Here is a 20300-nt window from a genome sequence, read left to right as displayed (position 1 = left end):
CGCCTGCCGGTGAGAACGGCCTAGAACGAGCCGGTGGTGAACTGCCAGCTCCTGCCTGCGAACGGGTTTCCGGCAAGGTCGCGGACTCCGGCGCTGCCACCGGTCACCGTCACTGTGTACTTGGTCTTGGCCGCCAGCGCCTGCTGGGGGTCCAGTATCCACTGGTTGGTGGCGCCGTTCCGGTACACGGCGGCCGGAACCACCGCACCGGTGGCAGCGTTCTTTACCGTGAACGTCGCCCCGGCCACCCCCTGGACGGCCTCGTTGAAGGCAACACTGATGTTGTTGGTCCGCCGGACCAGCAGCGCGTTGCTGCCAGGTGTGGAAGCGGTGACCACGGGGGCCGGGCCGGTAAGGAAGCTCCAGTTGACGGAGGCCAACGGGGTTCCTGTGGCGTCGCGGATGGCGGAAGCTCCGCCCACCAGTGTGGCCGTGTAGGTTGCGTCAGCGGGCAGGCCGGCAGCCGGGTCCAAGGTGGCGGTGCGGGTGGTGGAGTTGTAGCTGACCGTGGCCGGGATGGCGCTGCCGGCCGCATTCCTGAGCACAAACGTGCCAGTGGTGACGCCCTGGACCGCGGCGCTGAAGGTGGCTGTCACGTTGGCTCCTGCTGCAACTGCCGTTGCGTTGGATCCCGGGGTGATGGCAGTGACAGTGGGCGCCGGAGCGGGGGCGGGTGCCGGGGCGGGTGCCGGAGCGGGGACGGGTGCCGGGGCGGCAGCAGCAGCGCCGGCAAACAGCAGGCGGTTGGGGGTTCCGCTGGTGGCCCCGGTAATAACGCCTGCGGTTGCATTGGACGTGAGCGTGCCCGCCACCTGGGCCGGTGAGAGCGCGGGGTTCTGGGAAAGCAGCACTGCTGCTGCCCCCGCCGCGTGGGGCGCGGCCATGGACGTTCCGGACATGGATGCGGTGGCGGTGGCAGACGTGTGGTGGGTTGAGGTAATCCCCACCCCGGGTGCGTAGAGGTCCACGCAGGATCCGAAGTTGGAGAAGGACGCCTGCCGGTCAGATGAGTCACTGGCAGCTACGGTTACGGCCGCCGGAACGCGGGCGGGAGAGCTACCGCAGGCGTCCACGGCGGAGTTGCCGGCGGCAACCACAGCAGTGACGCCGTCGTTCATTACTGCCTGGATGGCCGCGTCCACGGCGGTACTGGCCCCGCCGCCCAGGCTGAGGTTGGCCACTGCGGGCGTTCCCGCCGTGTGGTGGGCCGCGATCCAGTCCAGGCCCGCCACCACGTCTGAGTTGTAGCCGGAGCCGTTGCAGTCGAGCACCCGGACCGGCACGACGGTAGCGCCCTTGGCCACGCCGTAGGTGGACCCGGCCACTGATCCTGCCACGTGGGTGCCGTGCCCGTTGCAGTCGCTGGAGCCCAGTCCGTCCGCAACGGCGCTCCAGCCGGCCGCCACCCGTCCGCCGAAGTCCGCGTGCGAGGCCAGGACACCGGTGTCCACCACGTAGGCGCTCACGCCGGCCCCGGATGCCGTCCAGGAGTAGGACCCGGACAGGGGCAGGGGCCTTTGGTCAACCCGGTCCAAGCCCCAAGGTGCTGGCTGTTGGGTTGCGGAGAGCCTGACGGGGGCGTCGGCTTCCACCGATACCACGCGGCCGGACCGTGCCAGCGCTGCTGCCTGTGCGGGATTGGCGGTCACCACGGCACCACGGACGGCGTGGGCAAAAGTATGGCCCACACCGAGTCCCTGCGCCCGCAGCCCGGCTGCCTCGGCGGCTACATCGGCATTGGCTGCGTACCGGATGATGTAGCGGCCCGTTTCGCCGGCCTCTGCCGGCGGGGCTGCTGACGCCGGCACGGAAGCGGTAGAAAGGGCGACGGCGGAGACCAGCACTGCTGCGGCGGGCAGCACAAAGGATGGAGTGCGAATTTTGGGGTCCTTGTTTTGGCGTTGCGGGCTGCGCGGGCAGGTAATTTATCCGCCCTACCAAAAGGTTATGACCCGGTTGGGCACAAAAACCCGGTCCTTGCAGGATCTTGTGCCAACCCTATGAGATTTCTGCGGCTCGTACGCGGCGGGTCAGATTGAGGCGCCTGCCGGGATGTCCACCTGGTGGTTCCGCCAGGAGTACTCTGGCTCGAAACCGAGCAGCCGCCTGGCCTTGTCAATGGACAACATGGTCTCGTGCTCGCCCAGGTCCTTGGTGACCTTGACGTCGGGGAACACCTCCGCCGCCAGTTCCGCGCTTGGCCGGCTCATCACCGTGTCCGCGTTGGCGATGATGTACGCCTCAAAGCCCGGCCCCGCGTTTTCCAGTGCACGGACCACCGCCTGCGCACCGTCACGGCCATCGATATAGCTCCACAGGTTCCATTTCCGCAGCGTTGCGTCGGCATCGAAAGCCGGAAACCTGGCGTAGTCTTCGGGGTCCATGACGTTGGAGAACCGGAGCCCGGAGATGCTCAACTCCGGGTCCCACCGCGTCAGCTCCACCGCCATCTGCTCCTCGAGGTGCTTCACCAGCGAGTAGGTGCTCTCCGGCCTGGCCGGATACTCCTCGTCCACCGGAATGTAGGGCGGGTCAACGTCGAACGGCAGTCCCAGCACCGTCTCGCTGGAGGCATACACCACCTTCTTTATTCCGGCCCGGCGGGCGGCCTGGAACACGTTGTAGGTGGCGAGCATGTTGTTCTCGAAGGTGGCGGCGTCCGGGATGATGCCGGGCGCGGGAACGGCCCCGAGGTGGACCACTGCGTCGAATCCGCCGTGGCGGTCGTCCAGCCCCAGCATGACATCCACCACCTGGCCGTAGTTGCGCAGGTCAACCACCACCAGCCCCGGGTTCCGCTCCCCTGCACGGTCCAGGTTGAGCACCTGGTGGCCGTCGCTGGCCAGCCTGCGGACCACGTGCCGTCCCAGCTTTCCGCTTCCCCCGGTTACTGCCACCCTCATGCGCGTTCTCCTTTTCGGTTGATAAAGCGTTCCACGGCGGCGATCGCACGTTTGGTGATGTCGCCGGGTTCGCCGCTGCCGTTCACCGGCACCAGTAAGCCCCGGCCTGCGTAGACGGACACCACTTCATGGGTCTCGCGGTGGTAGAGGTCAAGGCGGCGCCGGAACACGTCCACGGTATCGTCCCTGCGGCCCTCGTCCCTGGCACGTTGCAGCATCCGCTGTTCCAGCTCGGCGTCGGGGGCCTGGAGCTCGATCACCGCATCGAGGGCGTGCCCCTGGGAAGCCAGCATGTTGTCGAGCTCCATAACCTGGGGTGCGGTCCTCGGGTAGCCGTCCAAAAGAAAGCCTGCCTTGACGTCGGCCTCGAGGAGCCGGTCCTTGACCAGGGCATTGGTGAGGTGGTCCGGAACGAAGTCACCGTCGTCGAGGTACTTTGCGGCTTCATTGCCGAGTTCAGTCTCCCGGCTGACATTGCTGCGGAAGATCTCGCCCGTGGACACGGCGGGAATGCCGAAATGCCGTGCCAGGTGTTCCGCCTGCGTTCCCTTGCCGGAGCCGGGCGGACCGATGATGAGCAGTCTGGTCATGTTCCTGTCCCTCCACGGCGCGGCACCGCTGGTTTCCGGATCCGCCGCCGGCGGCCCCGGCACGTCCCCTATTCTGCCCGCAATAACCGTTCGGGCACCAGCAGCCACGGGCTAACAGGGGAAGCCAATATGACGTTTCCCGTGGCCGGAGGATGTATATACTTCTCGGTATCGGTTTAGCAGCAGGCCGTTGGAAAGTTCGTCGATCCAGCGAGCATTGCCGCCTTCCGCCCTTCGGGTGGACGGAGCATGTTGCCGGCTCGTTTTGACCTGAGCGAATGGCACCAAGAAACCGTGGCCAGCGAGTCAACTGCAAAAACTGATACATCCATTACTGACCACCTGCATGAACTTGTCCTCAACAGCTCCGATGTCGAGGATTTCCTTACCGAACTGGCGCAGGTGTCCGCCCGCAATCTCTCCGAGCCCGGCGACGAGATCCTGTGCGCCATCACCCTGCTGCGGGAGCGGAAAGCCGCCATGGTGGCCAGCAGCAGCCCGGCCGCCGAGGCCGTTGCGCGGCTTGAGTACGAATTCAACCAAACGCCTAGCATGATTGCCTCCACCACCCAGGAAACTGTCCATGTTCCGGATATCCGCGACGATGGCCAGTGGCCTGAATACTCCGCGGCATTGCTGGGTGGGGGCGTCCGCTCCGTCCTTGCGCTGCCTTTCCAGCTGGAAGGCGGCACCAAGGCGGCTTTGTTGCTGTACTCGGGCCGCCCCAACCGTTTTGAAGCACGGGTGCTTGAATTCGCCGAGGACTTCGTCAGCCAGACCTCCCTCGCGCTCCGGCTTGCCGTCCGCTTTGCCCACTACAGCGAAACGGCGGCAAACCTGCGGGCAACCCTGGAATCGCGGACAGTCATCGATATGGCGGTGGGCATCATTATGGCCCAGAACCGCTGCAGCCAGCACGATGCTTTCGAGATCCTGAAGACAGCGTCCAGCACCCGCAATTCGAAACTGCATGACGTTGCCACGGCAGTGGTCAACGCCTTGGGCCAGGGCCCGGCTCGCACCCACTACGACGGGTAGCAGCCCGGCGTCAGGCCGCTTCGCGATGCAGCAGCGGTACCTTTTTGCTGGGAACGCCGCGAGGAGGCCGCCGCGGAGGTGGCCAGCGGCGTGGGACGGGGCCAGTAGCGCCGCGGTACTTATCCGATGGCGCCCGTCGCCTGGGCGTATGCCGTGGCCCGGTCACGCACTTGGACCAGGTAGGCATCCGACTGGTTGTAGGAGTAGATGGCACCGGTCCATCCGTGCGCGGTGGTGAGATCACCGCCGCGGGCACACAGGTAGCTGGCTGTACTGAGCGCAGCGTCGTCGATGTTGAAGGGATCCGCTGTCCCATCGCCGTTGCCGTCCCTCCCCGCAATCTCCCACGTGGAGGGAATGAACTGCATGGGCCCCACGGCACGGTCCCAGCGTGCGTCGCCATCCAGGGCTCCGGCATCCGTGTCAGCGATGGCGGCGAATCCGTTTCCGTCCAGGCTTGGGCCAACAAGGGGTCCGCTGGCCTGCCCGGCGGAGTCCAGGCTTCCGCCGCCGTAAGCCCCGTGGTGGGATTCGACGAAGCCGACTGCCGCCACCGTATTCCAGCCGATCCCGCAGCCCGGAGAGGACTGGTTGGCTGCGCCGGCCGCGGCCACATAAGCCCGGAGCGCCCGCGCGGGAATGCCGGTCTGCCCGGCAGCCTGTGCGAGCCACTCGGCGTCCGCGTTCCGGGTGATGTTCACAGCCGGCGTGATGCCGGTGGAGAGCGTTTCAAGTTTCGCTTCCGACCGCGGCGGCGGGTCGAGGGCCACACGGGCATCCGCGCCGGACTGCTGCAGCGCCCAGAATGACAACGCTGTGACGACGCAAACCGCGAACACGGTGAAGACCAGGAGACGCCTGAGGCGCAGTACGGCGTCGCGGGAGTCAGTCACGCGTTTGATCCTATCGATCGGAGCCGGCCAAGCCCTCATATTCACGGCTGGGTTCCGTCACCTCCCGCAGACCAAACCCCAACGCGCCATCACCTCCCGCAGGCAAAACCCCAACGCCCCATCACCTCCCGCAGACAAAACCCCAGCGCGCCCTCACCTATGGCGCATCTTCCCGAAACGCTCCATCACCTTCGGCGACGGCGGACTACCACCGTCGCCGAAGGTGCCGGCGTAAGGCGGGACTACTGGGCGAGGAAGCGCAGCAGCGCTTCATTGACCTCTGCGGCGTGGGTCAGCAGCAGGCCATGCGGGGCGCCCTCGATCTCCACATACTCCGCGCTGGGCAGGGCCTTGGCGAACAGCCGTCCGGTGGAGTCAATGGGAAGGATGTTGTCCGCGGTGCCGTGGAGGATCAGCGCAGGAACGTCAATCTTGGGGATGTCCTGCCGGAAGTCCGTGAGCCAGGTGGGCTGCGCTGCCACCGAAGCAGTGGCTCCTGCGCCGGAGGCCGTGTTCCAGCTGGCATTGACTGCCTCCTGGCTGAGGCGGGGCGTGCCAAGAAAGGTGTCAGTGTTGTAAAAGTTCTTGAAAAATTCGGTGAAGAACGCGTACCTGTCTGCCGTGACAGCCTGGTTCAACCCGTCGAAGACCTCCTGCGGGACACCGTCCGGATTGTCGTCGGTCTTCAGCAGGAAAGGTTCGAGGGAGCCGAGGAACGCCGCCCTCGCCACCCGTGCAGAGCCGTAGGTGCTCAGGTAACGGGCCACTTCGCCGGTACCCATGGAGAAGCCGACCAGCACCGCGTCGCTGAGGTCCAGAGTTGTCAAAATGGTGTTGAGATCGGCAGCGAACGTGTCGTAGTCGTATCCCTCAGTGGTCTTGCTCGAGTTCCCGAAGCCGCGGCGATCATAGGTGATTACCCGGTAGCCGGCAGTCAGCAGTGCGGCAGTCTGTTTCTCCCAGGAAGCGCCGTCCAGGGGATAGCCGTGGATCAGCACCACCGGCTGGCCCGACCCATGGTCCTCGTAGTAAAGCTCGATGTCAGTGCTGTTTTCAGTTCCAACGGTGATGAAAGCCATCGCGGCGGTCCTTTCGAGACTGTGGGATCAATGCGGGCGGGAAATGCTTTGCCCGCGCAATTCCTACTCTAGGGTGGCCCGCCGTGCTCCACGCTACTGTGAGGGCTGCGGAAGCTCGCAGGATATCTGGGGATTGGCACCCATATAGTTCAGCGGGCCGGCGACGATAGTGATCGCTATCGTCCCTGCTTGCGCGCAGTTCCCCGGCGCGGAACCGAAGTAGCCGCGCTGCCACGCGGCCACACCGCCGATGATCAGCCAGATGACAACAAGAGCTCCGAGAATCCGCATGATTCCTCCATAGGCCGTGGCGGCTGTGGGTTCAATTATGCGGCGTGGGCGAGCAAATGTGAGCCATCGATTGGAGAAAACCCGCGGTAAGTGAGAGAGCGTCGCCGGAAAACCCGCGGTAAGTGAGAGAGCGTCGCCGGAAAACCCACGTTAAGTGAGAGAGCGTCGCCGGAAAACCCGCGGAAAGTGAGAGAGCGTCGCCGGAAAACCCACGTTAGGTGCGAGAGCGTCGCCGGAAAACCCACGTTAGGTGAGAGAGCGTCCGGGGCGGAGACAAAAAGGCACCTCCGGTGCCGGGAAATCCCGGTACCGGAGGTGCCTTCAGTACTGAACAGGCGGTGCTTGGATCAGGCGCCGGCAGCCTTGCCCGGAAGAGCCAGCTTGAAGATCTTGCCCCAGGTGGATCCCACCTGCTTCAGCAGCGGTCCCGTGGTGTACTTCAGGCCGTAGCGCTGGCAGATCTCGCGGACCTTGGGCGCCACCTCGGCGTACCGGTTGGACGGCAGGTCCGGGAAGAGGTGGTGTTCGATCTGGTGGGACAGGTTTCCGGTCATGATGTGCATGAACTTTGACCCGGAGATGTTGGCGGACCCGATCATCTGCCGGATGTACCAGTCGCCGCGGGTTTCGCCTTCGGCCATTTCCTCAGTGAAGGTGTCTGTGCCTTCGGGGAAGTGACCGCAGAAGATCACGGCGTGCGCCCAGACGTTGCGGACAGCGTTGGCGGTCAAGGTTCCGTAGAGCGCCTGCTTGCCGGAGCCCGTGAGCATGGCCACGGCAGGGGTTGCGGCGTAGTCCTTGGTGAACTGGGTGACAACCTTCTTGCCGAGGGCCTTCAGGTCCTTGAGCAGCGCCTCTTTGGACTTCTTGCCTTCCTTGAACTCCGTGAGCTCAAGGTCGTAAATGGCAATGCCCCACTCGAAGAGGGGCGCCAGAATGGCATTGAACAGCGGGTTGGCCAGGTTGACGGGCTTCCACGGCTGCTGTTCGTCCATGCGCAGGAGGTTGTATCCGACGTCGTTGTCCTTGCCAACCACGTTCGTCCAGCGGTGGTGCAGGTCGTTGTGGGTGTGCTGCCAGGAGCGCGACGGGGTGACGAAGTCCCACTCCCAGGTGGTGGAGTGGATGTCCGGGTCCCGCATCCAGTCCCACTGGCCATGCAGGACGTTGTGTCCAATCTCCATGTTTTCCAGGATCTTGGCCAAGCTGAGCAGTGTGGTTCCGGTGACCCAGGCGGCCTTGTTCTTGCTGACCAGCAGTGCAGCACGGCCGGAGATCTCCAGGCCGCGCTGGACCTTGATCACACGGCGAATGTAGGCAGCATCCGCTGCCCCGCGCTTGGCCAGGATCTCATCGCGAATCGCGTCCAGCTCGCGGCCAAGTTCCGCTACCTGCTCGTCCGAGAGGTGCGCTGCAGCGGGCGGGCGAACCGTGGGGCTGCCGGACTCCGCGAGCTTTCCGGGGCGCGTCCTTGACCCTCCGGTTGCAGTGCCTTCGGCGGGGTTGGTTTTGCTCGGTGAAATTACAGTCATACCTGGTGCTCCTCAGATTTCGAGGTTGACGGGTCCGGCGGCTGCCGAGACACACGTTTGGATCAGTTGGCCGGGTTCGCCATGGACTTCCCCGGTTCGGAGGTCCCGGACCTGCCCTGACAGGAGCGGGGTGAGGCAGCTGTGGCAGATGCCCATGCGACAACCGCTGGGCATCAGCACGCCGGCGTCCTCCCCGACGTCCAGGATGGGGGTGTCGCCGTCGGCTTCCACCTCACGGTCCGAAGCTTCAAAGGTGACCAGGCCGCCGTCGTGCCCGACGCCGCCTTCGAAGGTTGTATTGAAGCGCTCGATCATGAGGTTGCCGGCGCTGCCAGCCACCGCGACGTCCGAGCCGGGGGCGGCGGTGGTCAGCGCTGCGCGCTTCCACAGGGCCTCGGCGTCGTCCAGGAAGCTGTCCGGCCCGCAGGCGTAGGCCGCGCGGTCCTTCCAGTCCGGGCAGATCTCGTCCAGCTGCTTGGTGTTGGTCAGGTCCATGCGGCCTTGCTCGCCGGTAAACCAGTGTGCAAGGCGGAAATTGGGGAACTGGTCGGCGAGCTCGGCAAGTTCCTCGCGGAAGAGGCTGTCACCTGGGGTGCGCGCTGAGTGGACCAGGACGACGTCGGCATCAGGACGTCGTGGAACAAGGGTGCGGATCATGGACATCACCGGAGTTATGCCGCTGCCCGCAGTCACCATCAGTAGGGGCCGGGGATGCTCCGGCAGCACGAAGTCACCCTGCGGAGGTGCCAGGAACAGGACGTCGCCCGGGCGGGTGGTGCGTACTAGGGTTCCGGAAACTGCACCGACGTCGGTGACAGTGATGGCGGGGTCCTTGCCCGCCGGGGCGCTCAGGGAGTAGGACCGCCAGTGGCGGACGCCATCGAGTTCGACGCCGATGCGCGCCCATTGGCCCGCCAAGTGGGAGTGCCAGCCGCGGCCGGGCCGGAAAAAGATGGTTGCGGACTGGGCCGTCTCCTGCACTACGCGGGTGACCACACCACGAAGCTGCCGCGCCGAGTAGACCGGATTGAACAACGCGAGGATGTCCTCCGGGGTCAAGGGCGTTGTGAGGACTGAGGCCGCCTGGGCCAGCTGACGTAGCCGGATCATGGGTTAAAGCCTAAAAGGGCGCGGGCCATATTTCTCTCTCTCCGTCATATGACCGTTCCGCAGTCACGCTGTAGTAAGGGCGCTAAGCCCCCAAAGCCGCACTATAAGAGTAACGGCTGCGGCCTGCGGAAGGTTCCCCGTATTTCAGTAAGCATGCTTATTGTATCGTCAAAGCCCTGCTTCCGCCGAGAAATTTGATTATGACCGGAGACATTACGGCTGGTCAGGAGAACGGCGCCCGCCACCCTAGTACCGGTGCGATATATCGGGTGACGTTTCCCAGGAGTTTGGCATTGAACTCAACGCCGAGCTGGTTGGGGACCGTGAGCAGCAGGGTGTCTGCAGCCTGTACCGCTGTGTCCGCAGCGAGTTCTTCGGCCAGGAAGTCCGGGGCGCCCACGTAGCTTTTCCCGAACCGGGCGGTCAGACCGTCGATGACGCCCACCTGGTCCCGGCTGTCGCGCAGGGCACTGCCCGCGAAGTAGCGGCTGTCCTCCTCGTCCACGATGGGAAGCACGCTGCGGCTGACCGAAATACGGGGCGCGTGCTGGTGCCCGGCTGCAGCCCAGGCGTCCTTGAACAACTGGATCTGCTCCGCCTGGAGTTCATGGAAGGGTACGCCGGTGTCCTCTGTGAGCAGGGTGGAGCTCATCAGGTTCATGCCCAGTTCCGCGGCCCAGACGGCTGTCTTCCTGCTGCCGGCTCCCCACCAGATGCGCTCGGCCAGGCCTGGCGACTGCGGCTGGACGGGCAGGAGGCCGGTTGCACCGCCGGCATAGCGGGGATCCGCTTCCGCCACTCCGGCTCCGCTGATGGCTTTCCGGAACAGGGCTGTATGGCGGCGCGCCATGTCCGCGTCAGTCTCTCCCGGCTGCGGGCGGTAGCCGAACGCAGCCGCCCCTTCCCGGGCGGGCTCCGGTGAGCCGCGGCTGATCCCCAGCTGGAGCCGGCCCCCGCTGATGAGATCGGCCGCGGCGGCCTCCTCTGCCATATACAAGGGATTCTCGTACCGCATGTCGATCACGCCGGTGCCGATTTCGATCCGGCTCGTCCGTGCACCAATGGCAGACAACAGGGGAAACGGCGAGGCCTGCTGCCGGGCGAAATGGTGGACGCGGAAGAATGCCCCGTTGACCCCCAGTTCCTCGGCAGCGACTGCAAGGTCAATGGCCTGGAGGAGGGCGTCTCCCGCAGTCCGGGTGCGGGAACCGTGGCCGGGGCCCCAGTGGCCGAAAGAAAGGAATCCGATGCGCTCCATACCTGCCCCAACTGCAGCGGGGCGGCGGGCATTCCCGGCTGGCATGATGGCCGGGTGGGTATTTCTGAAGAAGCTGCGACCATCGCCAAAACAGTTGTGCTGTTCACAATCGCAGCAGCCGCGGAAATCGGTGGCGCCTGGCTGGTATGGCAGTCGGTCCGCGAAGGCAAGGACTGGTGGTGGGCCGGCCTGGGCGTGATAGCCCTGGGCCTCTACGGTTTTGCGGCAACGCTTCAGCCGGACGCCCACTTCGGCCGAATCCTGGCAGCCTACGGCGGGGTGTTCGTCGCCGGCTCGCTGGCCTGGGGCATGATCTTTGACGGTTTCCGCCCCGACCGCTGGGACGTGGCCGGGTCCCTCATCTGCCTGCTGGGCGTTGCCGTGATTATGTTCGCGCCACGGAACGCGGGCTGATCCCAGTACAGCCTGCTCTGGGCGGGCGCCGCACAGCACGAAAGCTAACCGGCTGCCGCCCCGCACCGCAGGCGGCCAGGGCAACACCGCTGGCTAAACTGGCAGCGTGACCAACAGCGAGCAGCCCGCCAGGGCCAACACCCCGCCGTCGCGTGGGAAAATTGCCGAGCGGCTGCTGCCCGGCGGGGAGGAACCGGACCCGCGGTTCACCCTGGCGAATGAACGCACCTTCCTTGCCTGGATCCGAACGTCCTTGGCGCTCCTGGCCGGCGGCATTGCCATCGAGGCCTTCACCGCGGACCTTTTCCTGGAACCCGTCCGAAAAGGACTGGCGGTGGTGCTGCTCCTGCTGGGCATGCTGCTGAGCGCGGGGGCGGCGGTGCGGTGGCTGCGGGTGGAACGAAGCATGCGCAACAAGGCGCCGCTGCCGCTGCCGCTTATTGTCCCGCTGCTTGCGGGGGCAGGGGCGGTCGCGGCCGCCGTCGTGCTGGTCTTCATCCTCTGGCGCTGACCGGTGACGGCCACGCACCCGGCCGGGGGTCACCGCGATCCCGGCCTCCAGCCGGAGCGCACCACGCTCGCCTGGGGCAGGACGATGATGGCGCTGGTGACAGTCAGCGCGATCTTCCTGCGCTGGCTTCCTACCCACGGGCTGCCCATCCTGTTGCTGTTCGCCGTCGCTGCGGGGGCGGCTGCAGCCATCTACTTCACGCAGCGCCGCCGCTACAGTGCCAGCTCACGCGGCATTGCAAGGGAGAATGTCGACGCCGACGTCACCGCTGTGCTGTGGACGGCTACTGTGGGGGTTGCGTTGGGCGGCCTCGGCATCGGCGTCGTCCTTGCCGGCTGAAGGGCTCCCGGCGATCCTGCCCTAGAACATCGGCAGGACAAACCCCGCGAGGAACGCCACGGCACCGATACCGGTGAGGCAACGGCCCAGCACGGCCGCCGTTTTTCCAGCCTCTTCCGGAGCTGCCATCTGCCACTGCGTGGGCCGCTTGGGATGGTAGTAGATCGGGAGGGTATCGCCCACTGCGAGGTCTTTGATGTCGTGTGGCGACATTGGCGCGTGGTGCACCTGGTACTTCCGGTCGAACCAGCGGAAGCCCACGCCGCTGCTGTCCGAGTACACCACAGCCTCGGCCACGGCCCACGGATGCACAAAGCGGCGCAGGAAGCCGGTGTAGAAGAGCAATCCCAGCCCGGCGGGCAGGCACAACCAAGTGAGCATTTCCAGGATTGGACCTGCCATATCAAGCACAGTGGGCATGATTCTGATGGTACAGGCGTACCCTGAGGGAATCGTTTCCGGCGAAAGGGGCAGACATGAACAACGAGGATCTTTTGAGCCGCATCCAGGCCCTGGTTGAGGAGGAGCACACACTCCGCGAGGGATCCGGAGACGGCCAGGCGCCGGACCGGGCCAGGCTGAGGCAGGTGGAGGAAAGCCTTGACCAGTGCTGGGACCTGCTCCGCCAGCGCAGGGCCAAAGCAGAATCAGGCGAAAACCCCAACGAAGCCGAGGCCCGCCCCGTCAGCGAAGTTGAGGGCTACAAGCAGTAGCCCCTCAAGCTTGCCCCACAGCCCGGGCAGGGAGCGTGATGCTGTTTGCGCTTACGGCCCGGCCGGTATCGTTGCTCCGGAGCGGTATCGCAGGGGAACAGATTGGAGCTATCCATGCGTCTAGCAGTCGCCCAAATCATCAGCAGTGCGGACCCTGCCGCCAACCTGGAGCTGATCCGGGACTACGCTACCCAGGCAAAGGCTGCCGGCGCGGAGCTGGTGGTATTCCCCGAAGCTGCCATGCGAGCGTTCGGGAACACATTGACGGACGTCGCTGAGCCCTTGGACGGACCGTGGGCGGAAAAGGTCCGGGCTCTGTCAAGGGAACTGGACATTGCGATCGTAGCGGGGATGTTCACTCCGGGGAAGGACGGCAGGGTCCGCAACACGCTGCTGGTCACCGGCCCTAGCGTGGACACGTCATACGACAAGGTGCACCTCTTCGACGCGTTCGGCTTCCAGGAGTCCAGGACCGTGGACCCGGGAACCAGCCCGGTGACCTTCGAAATCAACGGCACCGTGTTCGGCCTTGCCACCTGTTACGACGTCCGTTTCCCCGCCCTGTTCACGGCGAACGCCCGCGCGGGTGCCCAGGTCAATATCGTCTGCGCATCGTGGGGCGCCGGGGAAGGCAAGGCGGAGCAGTGGGACCTGCTGGTGCGGGCCCGTGCGCTGGACAGCACCACCTTCGTGGTGGCCTGCGGCCAGGGCGACCCCGAGACCATCGGCGCGGGACCGGCTGGAACTGCCCCCACGGGCATCGGCCACAGCGCTGTCATCACTCCGCTGGGCTCAGCAGTAGCCGCGCTGGGCGGGAAGCCGGAACTCGCCGTCGTCGATATCGATCCCTCGGTAGTGGACGAGGTGCGCACCAAGCTTCCGGTACTGGCGAACGCCCGCCAGTTCTGATCCACCTGGAGGTGGAAGATGGCCGGGTAGGTCTCCCCGGCTTTGCCAGCGAACGACGACGGCGTGCCCCATTTTCCGTGCGGCACGCCGTCGTCGTTTTCCATGCGTGGGAAATTCAACGCGCGTAGGCGGTGAGCCTGCGTTTACAGCCTTGTAACCTGCCGCCGGGGAGCGCGACGGCGGCTTCTCACCTTCCGCCCCTGACCCCGCCGCCCCGCGCCAGGCAATCCAGTGGGCATTACGTCCGCAGGCTCCTCGCCGATGGCCGCCGTTTACACTGTTGAAACATTTTCGACACGGGGACTTCACACAGCGGCCCTTTCTGTAACGCCAGCGCAACTTCCAGGCCCGTTTCCCGAAACACGCCACCCGAAAAATGGAGTGCGGGGAAATGCGAGGGCCGGCAAGAGCGCCCCGCTTCGAGGCGCAACGCGAAGGGGCCCGCAGGTGGAGATCACTGCCCAACATGTCTGGCTGATGATTTCAGCCGCGATGGTATTGCTGATGACGCCCGGGCTCGGCCTCTTCTACGGCGGCATGACGCGCGCCAAAGCCGCCTTGAACATGATCATGATGAGTTTCATTTCCGCCGGCATCGTCGGGGTGGTGTGGGTTCTCTGGGGCTACTCCATGACAACCGGCGACGGCGTGCTGGGCATCTTCGGCAATCCCTTCGCCAGCTTCGGGCTGCAGAACCTCATGGGTTCCCCGGACCTGATTAAGGCCGGGTACAGCGCCACCTTCGCCATCATCACGGTGGCCCTGATCAGCGGTGCCATCGCCGACCGCGCCAAGTTTGGCGCATGGGCAGTGTTCGTTCCTGTCTGGGTCACCGTGGTCTACTGCCCGCTCGCCTACATGATCTGGGGCGGCGGCCTGATGAGCGCCGATGGAGCCGTCACCGCTGTTTTTGGGCAGGTCATCGACTTTGCCGGCGGCGCCGTGGTGGAGATCAGCTCCGGAACGGCCGCCCTGGTCCTGGCCCTGGTTGTGGGCCAGCGCCACGGTTTCGCCAAGGATCCCAACCACCGCCCGCACAACGTCCCGTTCATTATGCTGGGCGCCGCCATCCTGTGGTTTGGCTGGTTTGGCTTCAACGGCGGAGCAGCGACGACGGCCGAACAGGCCGGCCTGATCTGGGTCAACACCCTGGTGACTCCGGCGGCGGCGATGCTCAGCTGGCTGGCCACGGAAAAGATCCGCCACGGCCACCCCACCTCACTGGGAGCAGCGTCAGGAGTGGTGGCCGGGCTGGTGGCCATCACTCCGTCCTGCGCCAACATCAGCCCGGTGGCCGCTATCGCCCTGGGCCTGGTGGCCGGGGCAGCCTGCGCCGTTTTCGTGGACCTCAAATACCGGTTCGGGCTGGATGATTCCCTCGATGTGGTGGGGGTCCACCTGGGCGCAGGACTCATCGGGACACTGGCACTCGGCTTCATCGCCCTCCCGGTAGACGGGCTGGGCGGCGGACTCTTTTACGGGGGCGGCTTCCAGCAGCTCGTAGCCCAGTCCGTGGCTGTGGTGATCACGCTGCTGCTGTCCGGGATCGGGACCCTGGTTATTGGCCGGGCCATCAACAAGACCATCGGGTTCCGGGTCACCCGCGAGGCCGAAACTGCAGGAGTTGACCTGACCGAGCACGCTGAGAGCGCCTACGCGTTCGGGGAGCTGGGAGCCGCGTTCAACCCGGCGGCCCACGCCATGGCGCAGTCCCCCGCCCCTGCTGGTCAGTCAGCCAGGATCTTGTAGAGGGCCCGGCGGGTCTCGTCCAGCTTCTCAATGGCTGCTGCCCGCTGCTCTTCAGTGACCCCCGTGCGGAACTGGTGAATAACTCCCATCAGCTTCCCAATGCTCTGGTGGAAGTCCCGGTCCGGGCTGTCCGGTCCGGAGTTCCACGCAGCTTCCATCTCCTCTGCATGCTCTGCCACCCAGGCCCTTCCAGCGTCGGTGAGGGTGAATTCGGTCCCGCGGCCCTCGCTGAGCGCGGTAATGAGCTCCTCGTCCACGAGCTGCTGCAGCGTGGGATAGATTGATCCCGGGCTCGGCCGCCAGGCTCCTCCGGTCTTTTCGGCAATCGCCTTGATCAGTCCGTAACCATTTGAGGGTGCTTCGCCCAGGAGCGAGAGGATGGCCGAGCGGACGTCACCCCGGCTTGCCCTTCGTGGTCCGCGCCCAAACCCCGATCCAAAGCCCGGCCCAAAACCTGGTCCAAAGCCGCCGCCGAATCCTGCTCCGAACCCGGGGCCAAAGCCGCCACCCCGGTGCCCGTGCGGTCCACGCCTGCCGCGGCCGCGTTCAAACCGGCCCCGATCAGACTGGGGGCCTGAAAACTCGTCATAAGAAATGCCCTTCATCGTGGCATCGTCCTTTCGTCCTGTTAGTCTTCGCCGTGGTTTCAGCGATAGTTAACGATATGTCGTTAACTATCGCTGAGTCAATGAAAGAATTGACCGAAATATGATCTTCCATGTCTGGTTCACAGCCTCGGCAACGGCGTAGTCTGGTTGCACTCTTCAAGCTCGAGGGCTGAAAAATGGCGAATAAAAAGAAGCGACGGCGTGGTCGCGGTTCCATTCTGGGAAGCATTTTCGGATTCCTCGCGGCGAGCGCCATGTGCGGAGTGCTTGCCGCCAGCCTGGTGGTGCCGTCCGTTGCAGCTGCCGGGTACGGCGTCAGCACTTCCATCGGATTTTTCGAAAGCCTGCCGGAGGAGCTGACGGTCCAGCCGCCGTCTCAAGCCACCAAGGTCCTCACCTCGGATGGCCAGCCCATCGCAACGTTCTATGCGGAGAACCGGGTCAGGATCCCGCTGGACCAGATGTCGCCTTACATCAAGGACGCCGTCATCGCCATTGAGGACAGCAGGTTCTATGAACATGCAGGCCTCGATCCCCAAGGCATCCTCCGCGCGGTGGTGGCTAACCTGACGAAGGGTGACCAGCAGGGGGCATCCACCATCACCCAGCAGTACGTCACCAACGTGATCAACGAGGCGAGGCTCTCGCAGGACCGGCCGGATGAGGTGATCCTCAGCGGCCAGAAGGACATCGGTGACAAGCTGCGGGAGATGAAACTGGCTGTTGCCCTGGAGAAGAAGTTCACCAAAGAGCAGATCCTCGAGGGATACCTGAACATTGTGTTCTTCAACAGCGACGCCTATGGGATCGAGGCGGCCGCACGCTACTTCTTCAGCAGCACCGCCAAGGACCTTAACCTTCCCCAGTCCGCGCTGCTCGCCGGGCTGGTGAACAGCCCCACGTTCTACAACCCCGCGCTTAACCCGGAGAAGTCAGTGGTCCGCCGCGACCAGGTGCTCGGCGAGATGCTCCGGCAGGAGATGATCACCCAGGAAGAGCATGACCAGGCGGTAGCCACCCCCATCGAGCTGAAGATCAGCCCGGAGCGGCAGGGTTGTGCGAATGCCACCATGGCGCCGTACTTCTGCGACTACATCTCGCACCTCATCCTGAACAACCCCGCGTATGGGCCCACCCTGAAGGAACGGGAGAGGAAGCTCTACCGGGGCGGCCTCACCATCACCACAACCCTGGACAGCAGGCTCCAGGCGGCAGCCCAGTCACAGGTGGACGGTACGGCAGGGCCCAATCCGGACCGGTGGGGAGCAGCCCTGGTGTCCGTCCAGCCCGGCAGCGGAAGAATTCTTTCGATGGCGCAGAACACGGTGTTCCTGGCCGAGCCGGGCAAGTTCGATACCCACCTGAACTTCAACGTCGATGCAAAGGACCCGCAGGGCAATGACCTGAACGGCGCCGGCGGCTTCCAGACCGGCTCCACCATGAAGCCTTTCACCTTCGCCCAGTGGCTGAACGAGGGCAAGCCGCTGAATGCCGAGGTGGACGCCTCGAAGCGCGTCTACCCCCTGGGATTCCCCTGGCGGTCCAGTTGCGGAAAGGTGCTGGGCGCCTACAGCACGGCCCAGAACAACCCCGAACTGGGCGCGGCAGATGACCTCCAGAACGCTGAAGAGGGCTTCTACCGGAAGATGCCCATCAACTACGGCCTTTACAACTCCATCAACACCGCTACCTTCGCTTCCGCCACCCAGTTGGACTTCTGCGGCATCCAGAAGATGGTGGACGCCGTGGGCCTGCACAGCGGCCACGACGGTTCCCCCATCAACATGCACCAGCTGGGCAACCTCCTGGGTGCCACCAACGTGGCGCCGCTACATATGGCGAACGCCTTTGCCACCTTCGCCACGGACGGCAAATACTGCGCACCCATCGCCCTGCTGGACGTAACTGACGCCGTCGGAGGGAAACTTCCGGCCCAGACCGTCGATTGCCGGGATGCAGTGAAGCCGGACGTGGCCCGTGGTGTGAACTCCGTGCTGCAGGACGTGATGAAGGTGGGTTCCGGAGTTTGGATCAATCCCAAGGTCCAGGACAAGGTTCCCGTGGCGGCAAAGACCGGAACCTCGAACAACAACGGGGCCACCTGGGTGGTGGGCTACACCACGGGTCTTTCCACGGCTTCCTTCTTCGGGGATGCGCTCGAAGGCCAGAAGCGCCCAGGGCAGAACGTCACCATCAACGGCACCTTCTACCCCCGGCTGGATGGTTTTATGATCGCCGGGCCGCAGTGGGCCAACTACATGGTGAATGTGGCACCGCTGTATCCGGCTGCGCCGTTCCCGGCGCCTCCGCCGTCCATGTCCAGCCCCAGCCCTCCACCCACCCCGAGCCGCTGACCCCAAGCCGCTGACAGCGGGCATCTGACAGCGGGCATCTGACCGCAGGCCACGGACTGCAAACCGGACGTCTCTGGCAGGATTGGCGGGGTGAAGAGGCTTGAGACCAAGCGGCTGGTCCTGCGCCAGTGGGAACCGGAGGATGCCGACTTTGTGCTGGACCTCTACTCGCGGTGGGAGGTACAGCGCTTTATCGGCAACCATCCACGGGTGATGCGGGACCGTGCCGAAGCCGAGGACCGCATTCGGATCTGGCGGAGCATCGGCCAGCAGGACATGGCCCACCCCGTCCACGGCATCTGGGCAGTGGAGCTGAAGCCGGCGCGCCTCACCGGGACGCTGCTCCTGAAATCCATCCCGGCGTCCAGCGGATCCCTGCCCCTGCAGCCTTCCGGTGATACCGAGATTGGCTGGCACTTCCATCCCGATCACTGGGGAAACGGCTACGCAACAGAGGCGGCGGCCGCGGTCCTCGCCTACGCATTGGACAGCGGGCTGGACAAAGTTGTGGCAGTCACGGCCCCGGCCAACACCGCTTCACAGCGGGTCTGCGCACGGATCGGCATGACCCACCTGGGCCAGACCGACAAGTACTACAACGCACGCTGCGAGCTTTTCGAGGCGAAAGCACCCCATCCAAGTAGTACACCCGCCAAAACCAGCCGAACGACGGCGGCCAGCACCGGCGTCGTCCGCCGGCCTGATCAGTAAGCGGGGCCCGTCCCTTTCCATAACCGCCGCCACCACGAGCGGGGCGCTTCCGGCTCAACCTCAGCCTGGGGAACCTGCGAGGCTGCCCGGCGTTCGCGCCACCGCCGCACCTCCTCCTCCACGTCCCGGGTCTTGGTGATGACCGGCGGCCCGCCCTGCAGCTGGCGCCGCGCGTCGATGACCCGGCGGTTGAAATCCTGCAGGATGTCGCGGACCTGGTGCTCCATGTACTGGGCATCGAGCTTGGCCTCCAGCTCGGCGTCCTCGGTTCGGAGCAGGATGGCCGCCGGACCGAGGCCGCTGATGTTTTCCCGCTGAATGAGGCCCTTGACCCACCAGTCAGGATCGTAGGACTCCCCCAAACCCGGAATCGGTTTGCCGGCGTACTTGAGGTTGTCGAACTTTCCTTGCGCCATGGCATCCCGGACCAGATATTCCGCCCTGGCAGCATCGCTCACCTTCCGGCGCTTCTCCCGCTCCCGGGCATCGAGGGCGTCGAGCGCCGCCTCTTCCTCGGCGCTGATGCCGGCTCCCCGGTAGGACCGGACTTCCGCTGCCCGCTCCAGGCGTTTCCGCAAGTCCTCCGCACCGCTGCTCATCACTGCCACCGCCTCACGTCGGAATGATCCTTCCTTCCAGTATTCAGAAGCTTTTCGTCGGCTTCAACGCCAGCCGTGGATCACTTCGGGCGAGAGGTTTAAGCTGTTCAGGCCGGCCGATCGAAGAGGAGCACGTCCATGGATTCCAGCGGATCAGCAGAGCGGGCGGAAACCTTTCGCTGGGTGGATCCCCGAGTGGGGCTGGCACACCTCCCGCGGATGTCCGGTCTTGAGTTCCTCTCCGGAATGCGTGACGGGGCTATTCCGCGGCCGCCCATGGCAGCACTGATGAACCTGGCTCTTGTGGCGGTGGAGTCCGGCCGGGTGGAGTTTGAATGCAGGCCCACTGAAGCGCATTACAACCCTCTGGGTGTAGTGCACGGCGGCCTGGCGTGCACGCTCCTGGATACGGTGGTCGGGTGCGCCGCCCACAGTACTTTGGCGGCAGGGTTCGGCTACACCTCCATTGACCTTTCCGTCAGCTACCTTCGCCCCATCACGGCCCGCCACGGAACCCTTCGGGCCAAGGGAGCGGTGGTCAAGCAAGGGCAGCGCGTCATCTTTGCCGAGGGACGCATTCTTGGCCCGGCCGGTGAGCTGTTGGCCACCGCCACGAGCTCGCTCCTCGTCATTGCCGCGGGCGCCGCCCCAGGAATGGCCTAGGCGTACGACGGCGGGAGGTCCCGCCGTCGTACGCCC

Annotated in this window: 22 protein-coding genes; 10 read left to right on the top strand and 12 right to left on the bottom strand. The window is 65.1% G+C overall.

Annotation, left to right across the window (positions count from 1 at the left end; all coding sequences use genetic code 11):
• Nucleotides 1–20: 20 nt before the first annotated feature.
• The 3 genes from AC5RV1_RS07025 to AC5RV1_RS07015 form a co-directional block, all read right to left on the bottom strand.
• Nucleotides 21–1862 (bottom strand): S8 family serine peptidase, encoded by a 1842-nt coding sequence (locus tag AC5RV1_RS07025; RefSeq protein ID WP_493994007.1) that lies wholly within the window; start codon nucleotides 1860–1862, stop codon nucleotides 21–23.
• A 168-nt stretch (nucleotides 1863–2030) separates the two neighbouring features.
• Nucleotides 2031–2903: an NAD-dependent epimerase/dehydratase family protein gene (locus AC5RV1_RS07020; RefSeq protein WP_493947743.1), complete on the bottom strand. Its 873-nt coding sequence runs from the start codon at nucleotides 2901–2903 to the stop codon at nucleotides 2031–2033.
• Nucleotides 2900–3493 carry an adenylate kinase gene (locus AC5RV1_RS07015; RefSeq protein ID WP_493994006.1) on the bottom strand — a complete coding sequence of 198 codons (594 nt, stop codon included), beginning with the start codon at nucleotides 3491–3493 and terminating at the stop codon, nucleotides 2900–2902. Before AC5RV1_RS07015 ends, AC5RV1_RS07020 begins: the two co-directional genes overlap by 4 nt.
• A 294-nt stretch (nucleotides 3494–3787) precedes the next feature.
• On the opposite strand from AC5RV1_RS07015, the gene AC5RV1_RS07010 reads away from it, so the two are divergent.
• On the top strand, nucleotides 3788–4531 hold the full coding sequence (locus AC5RV1_RS07010; protein ID WP_493947745.1) for a GAF and ANTAR domain-containing protein: 744 nt from the start codon (nucleotides 3788–3790) through the stop codon (nucleotides 4529–4531).
• Nucleotides 4532–4650: 119 nt separating this feature from the next.
• Here AC5RV1_RS07010 and AC5RV1_RS07005 read toward each other — a convergent pair whose 3' ends face one another.
• From AC5RV1_RS07005 to AC5RV1_RS06980, 6 genes are all read right to left on the bottom strand, one after another.
• Nucleotides 4651–5424 (bottom strand): lytic transglycosylase domain-containing protein, encoded by a 774-nt coding sequence (locus AC5RV1_RS07005; protein ID WP_493994005.1) that lies wholly within the window; start codon nucleotides 5422–5424, stop codon nucleotides 4651–4653.
• 242 nt (nucleotides 5425–5666) lie between these two features.
• Complete coding sequence (locus AC5RV1_RS07000; protein WP_493947747.1) at nucleotides 5667–6503, bottom strand: alpha/beta fold hydrolase; 837 nt, start codon at nucleotides 6501–6503, stop codon at nucleotides 5667–5669.
• 93 nt (nucleotides 6504–6596) lie between these two features.
• Nucleotides 6597–6794, bottom strand: a complete 198-nt coding sequence (locus tag AC5RV1_RS06995) for a hypothetical protein (protein WP_163166235.1) — start codon at nucleotides 6792–6794, stop codon at nucleotides 6597–6599.
• Nucleotides 6795–7141: 347 nt separating this feature from the next.
• Complete coding sequence (locus tag AC5RV1_RS06990; RefSeq protein ID WP_493947748.1) at nucleotides 7142–8326, bottom strand: fatty acid desaturase family protein; 1185 nt, start codon at nucleotides 8324–8326, stop codon at nucleotides 7142–7144.
• A gap of 12 nt (nucleotides 8327–8338) precedes the next feature.
• Nucleotides 8339–9436, bottom strand: coding sequence for a ferredoxin reductase (locus AC5RV1_RS06985; protein WP_493947749.1), 1098 nt, complete (start codon nucleotides 9434–9436; stop codon nucleotides 8339–8341).
• A gap of 223 nt (nucleotides 9437–9659) precedes the next feature.
• On the bottom strand, nucleotides 9660–10694 hold the full coding sequence (locus AC5RV1_RS06980; RefSeq protein WP_493994035.1) for an LLM class flavin-dependent oxidoreductase: 1035 nt from the start codon (nucleotides 10692–10694) through the stop codon (nucleotides 9660–9662).
• 54 nt (nucleotides 10695–10748) lie between these two features.
• On the opposite strand from AC5RV1_RS06980, the gene AC5RV1_RS06975 reads away from it, so the two are divergent.
• The 3 genes from AC5RV1_RS06975 to AC5RV1_RS06965 all read left to right on the top strand — a co-directional run bounded on the left by AC5RV1_RS06975 (nucleotide 10749) and on the right by AC5RV1_RS06965 (nucleotide 11958).
• Complete coding sequence (locus AC5RV1_RS06975) at nucleotides 10749–11108, top strand: YnfA family protein (RefSeq protein WP_493994004.1); 360 nt, start codon at nucleotides 10749–10751, stop codon at nucleotides 11106–11108.
• A 106-nt stretch (nucleotides 11109–11214) separates the two neighbouring features.
• The gene (locus AC5RV1_RS06970) at nucleotides 11215–11619 is read left to right on the top strand and encodes a YidH family protein (protein WP_493947751.1); all 405 of its coding nucleotides are present in this window, start codon (nucleotides 11215–11217) and stop codon (nucleotides 11617–11619) included.
• A gap of 3 nt (nucleotides 11620–11622) precedes the next feature.
• Nucleotides 11623–11958 (top strand): DUF202 domain-containing protein, encoded by a 336-nt coding sequence (locus AC5RV1_RS06965; protein ID WP_493994003.1) that lies wholly within the window; start codon nucleotides 11623–11625, stop codon nucleotides 11956–11958.
• A 21-nt stretch (nucleotides 11959–11979) separates the two neighbouring features.
• Here AC5RV1_RS06965 and AC5RV1_RS06960 read toward each other — a convergent pair whose 3' ends face one another.
• The gene (locus tag AC5RV1_RS06960) at nucleotides 11980–12378 is read right to left on the bottom strand and encodes a hypothetical protein (RefSeq protein ID WP_493947753.1); all 399 of its coding nucleotides are present in this window, start codon (nucleotides 12376–12378) and stop codon (nucleotides 11980–11982) included.
• Between the two features lie 56 nt (nucleotides 12379–12434).
• On the opposite strand from AC5RV1_RS06960, the gene AC5RV1_RS06955 reads away from it, so the two are divergent.
• The 3 genes from AC5RV1_RS06955 (at nucleotide 12435) to AC5RV1_RS06945 (ending at nucleotide 15329) form a co-directional block, all read left to right on the top strand.
• A complete protein-coding gene (locus AC5RV1_RS06955; protein WP_493947754.1) occupies nucleotides 12435–12671 on the top strand; it encodes a DUF2630 family protein in 237 nt (78 codons plus the stop codon).
• Between the two features lie 114 nt (nucleotides 12672–12785).
• Nucleotides 12786–13580 carry a carbon-nitrogen hydrolase family protein gene (locus tag AC5RV1_RS06950; RefSeq protein WP_493947758.1) on the top strand — a complete coding sequence of 265 codons (795 nt, stop codon included), beginning with the start codon at nucleotides 12786–12788 and terminating at the stop codon, nucleotides 13578–13580.
• Between the two features lie 447 nt (nucleotides 13581–14027).
• Nucleotides 14028–15329, top strand: a complete 1302-nt coding sequence (locus tag AC5RV1_RS06945; protein ID WP_493994002.1) for an ammonium transporter — start codon at nucleotides 14028–14030, stop codon at nucleotides 15327–15329.
• Here AC5RV1_RS06945 and AC5RV1_RS06940 read toward each other — a convergent pair.
• On the bottom strand, nucleotides 15308–15934 hold the full coding sequence (locus AC5RV1_RS06940; protein WP_493994001.1) for a PadR family transcriptional regulator: 627 nt from the start codon (nucleotides 15932–15934) through the stop codon (nucleotides 15308–15310). The two genes, AC5RV1_RS06945 and AC5RV1_RS06940, sit on opposite strands and share 22 nt — an antisense overlap.
• 179 nt (nucleotides 15935–16113) lie before the next feature.
• On the opposite strand from AC5RV1_RS06940, the gene AC5RV1_RS06935 reads away from it, so the two are divergent.
• Nucleotides 16114–18291: a transglycosylase domain-containing protein gene (locus AC5RV1_RS06935; protein WP_493994000.1), complete on the top strand. Its 2178-nt coding sequence runs from the start codon at nucleotides 16114–16116 to the stop codon at nucleotides 18289–18291.
• A 90-nt stretch (nucleotides 18292–18381) separates the two neighbouring features.
• Nucleotides 18382–19002: a GNAT family N-acetyltransferase gene (locus AC5RV1_RS06930; RefSeq protein ID WP_493993999.1), complete on the top strand. Its 621-nt coding sequence runs from the start codon at nucleotides 18382–18384 to the stop codon at nucleotides 19000–19002.
• On the opposite strand, the gene AC5RV1_RS06925 is transcribed toward AC5RV1_RS06930, so the two are convergent.
• Nucleotides 18996–19601 carry a DnaJ family domain-containing protein gene (locus tag AC5RV1_RS06925; protein WP_493993998.1) on the bottom strand — a complete coding sequence of 202 codons (606 nt, stop codon included), beginning with the start codon at nucleotides 19599–19601 and terminating at the stop codon, nucleotides 18996–18998. The two genes, AC5RV1_RS06930 and AC5RV1_RS06925, sit on opposite strands and share 7 nt — an antisense overlap.
• A gap of 138 nt (nucleotides 19602–19739) precedes the next feature.
• On the opposite strand from AC5RV1_RS06925, the gene AC5RV1_RS06920 reads away from it, so the two are divergent.
• Nucleotides 19740–20264, top strand: a complete 525-nt coding sequence (locus AC5RV1_RS06920) for a PaaI family thioesterase (protein ID WP_493993997.1) — start codon at nucleotides 19740–19742, stop codon at nucleotides 20262–20264.
• The last annotated feature ends 36 nt before the right edge of the window (nucleotides 20265–20300 follow it).

It is taken from the genome of Arthrobacter sp. Hb9-2 (genome assembly GCF_059091165.1).
The sequence above is the reverse complement of the archived record's forward strand: the minus strand, read 5'-3'. Positions and strand labels throughout refer to the sequence as shown.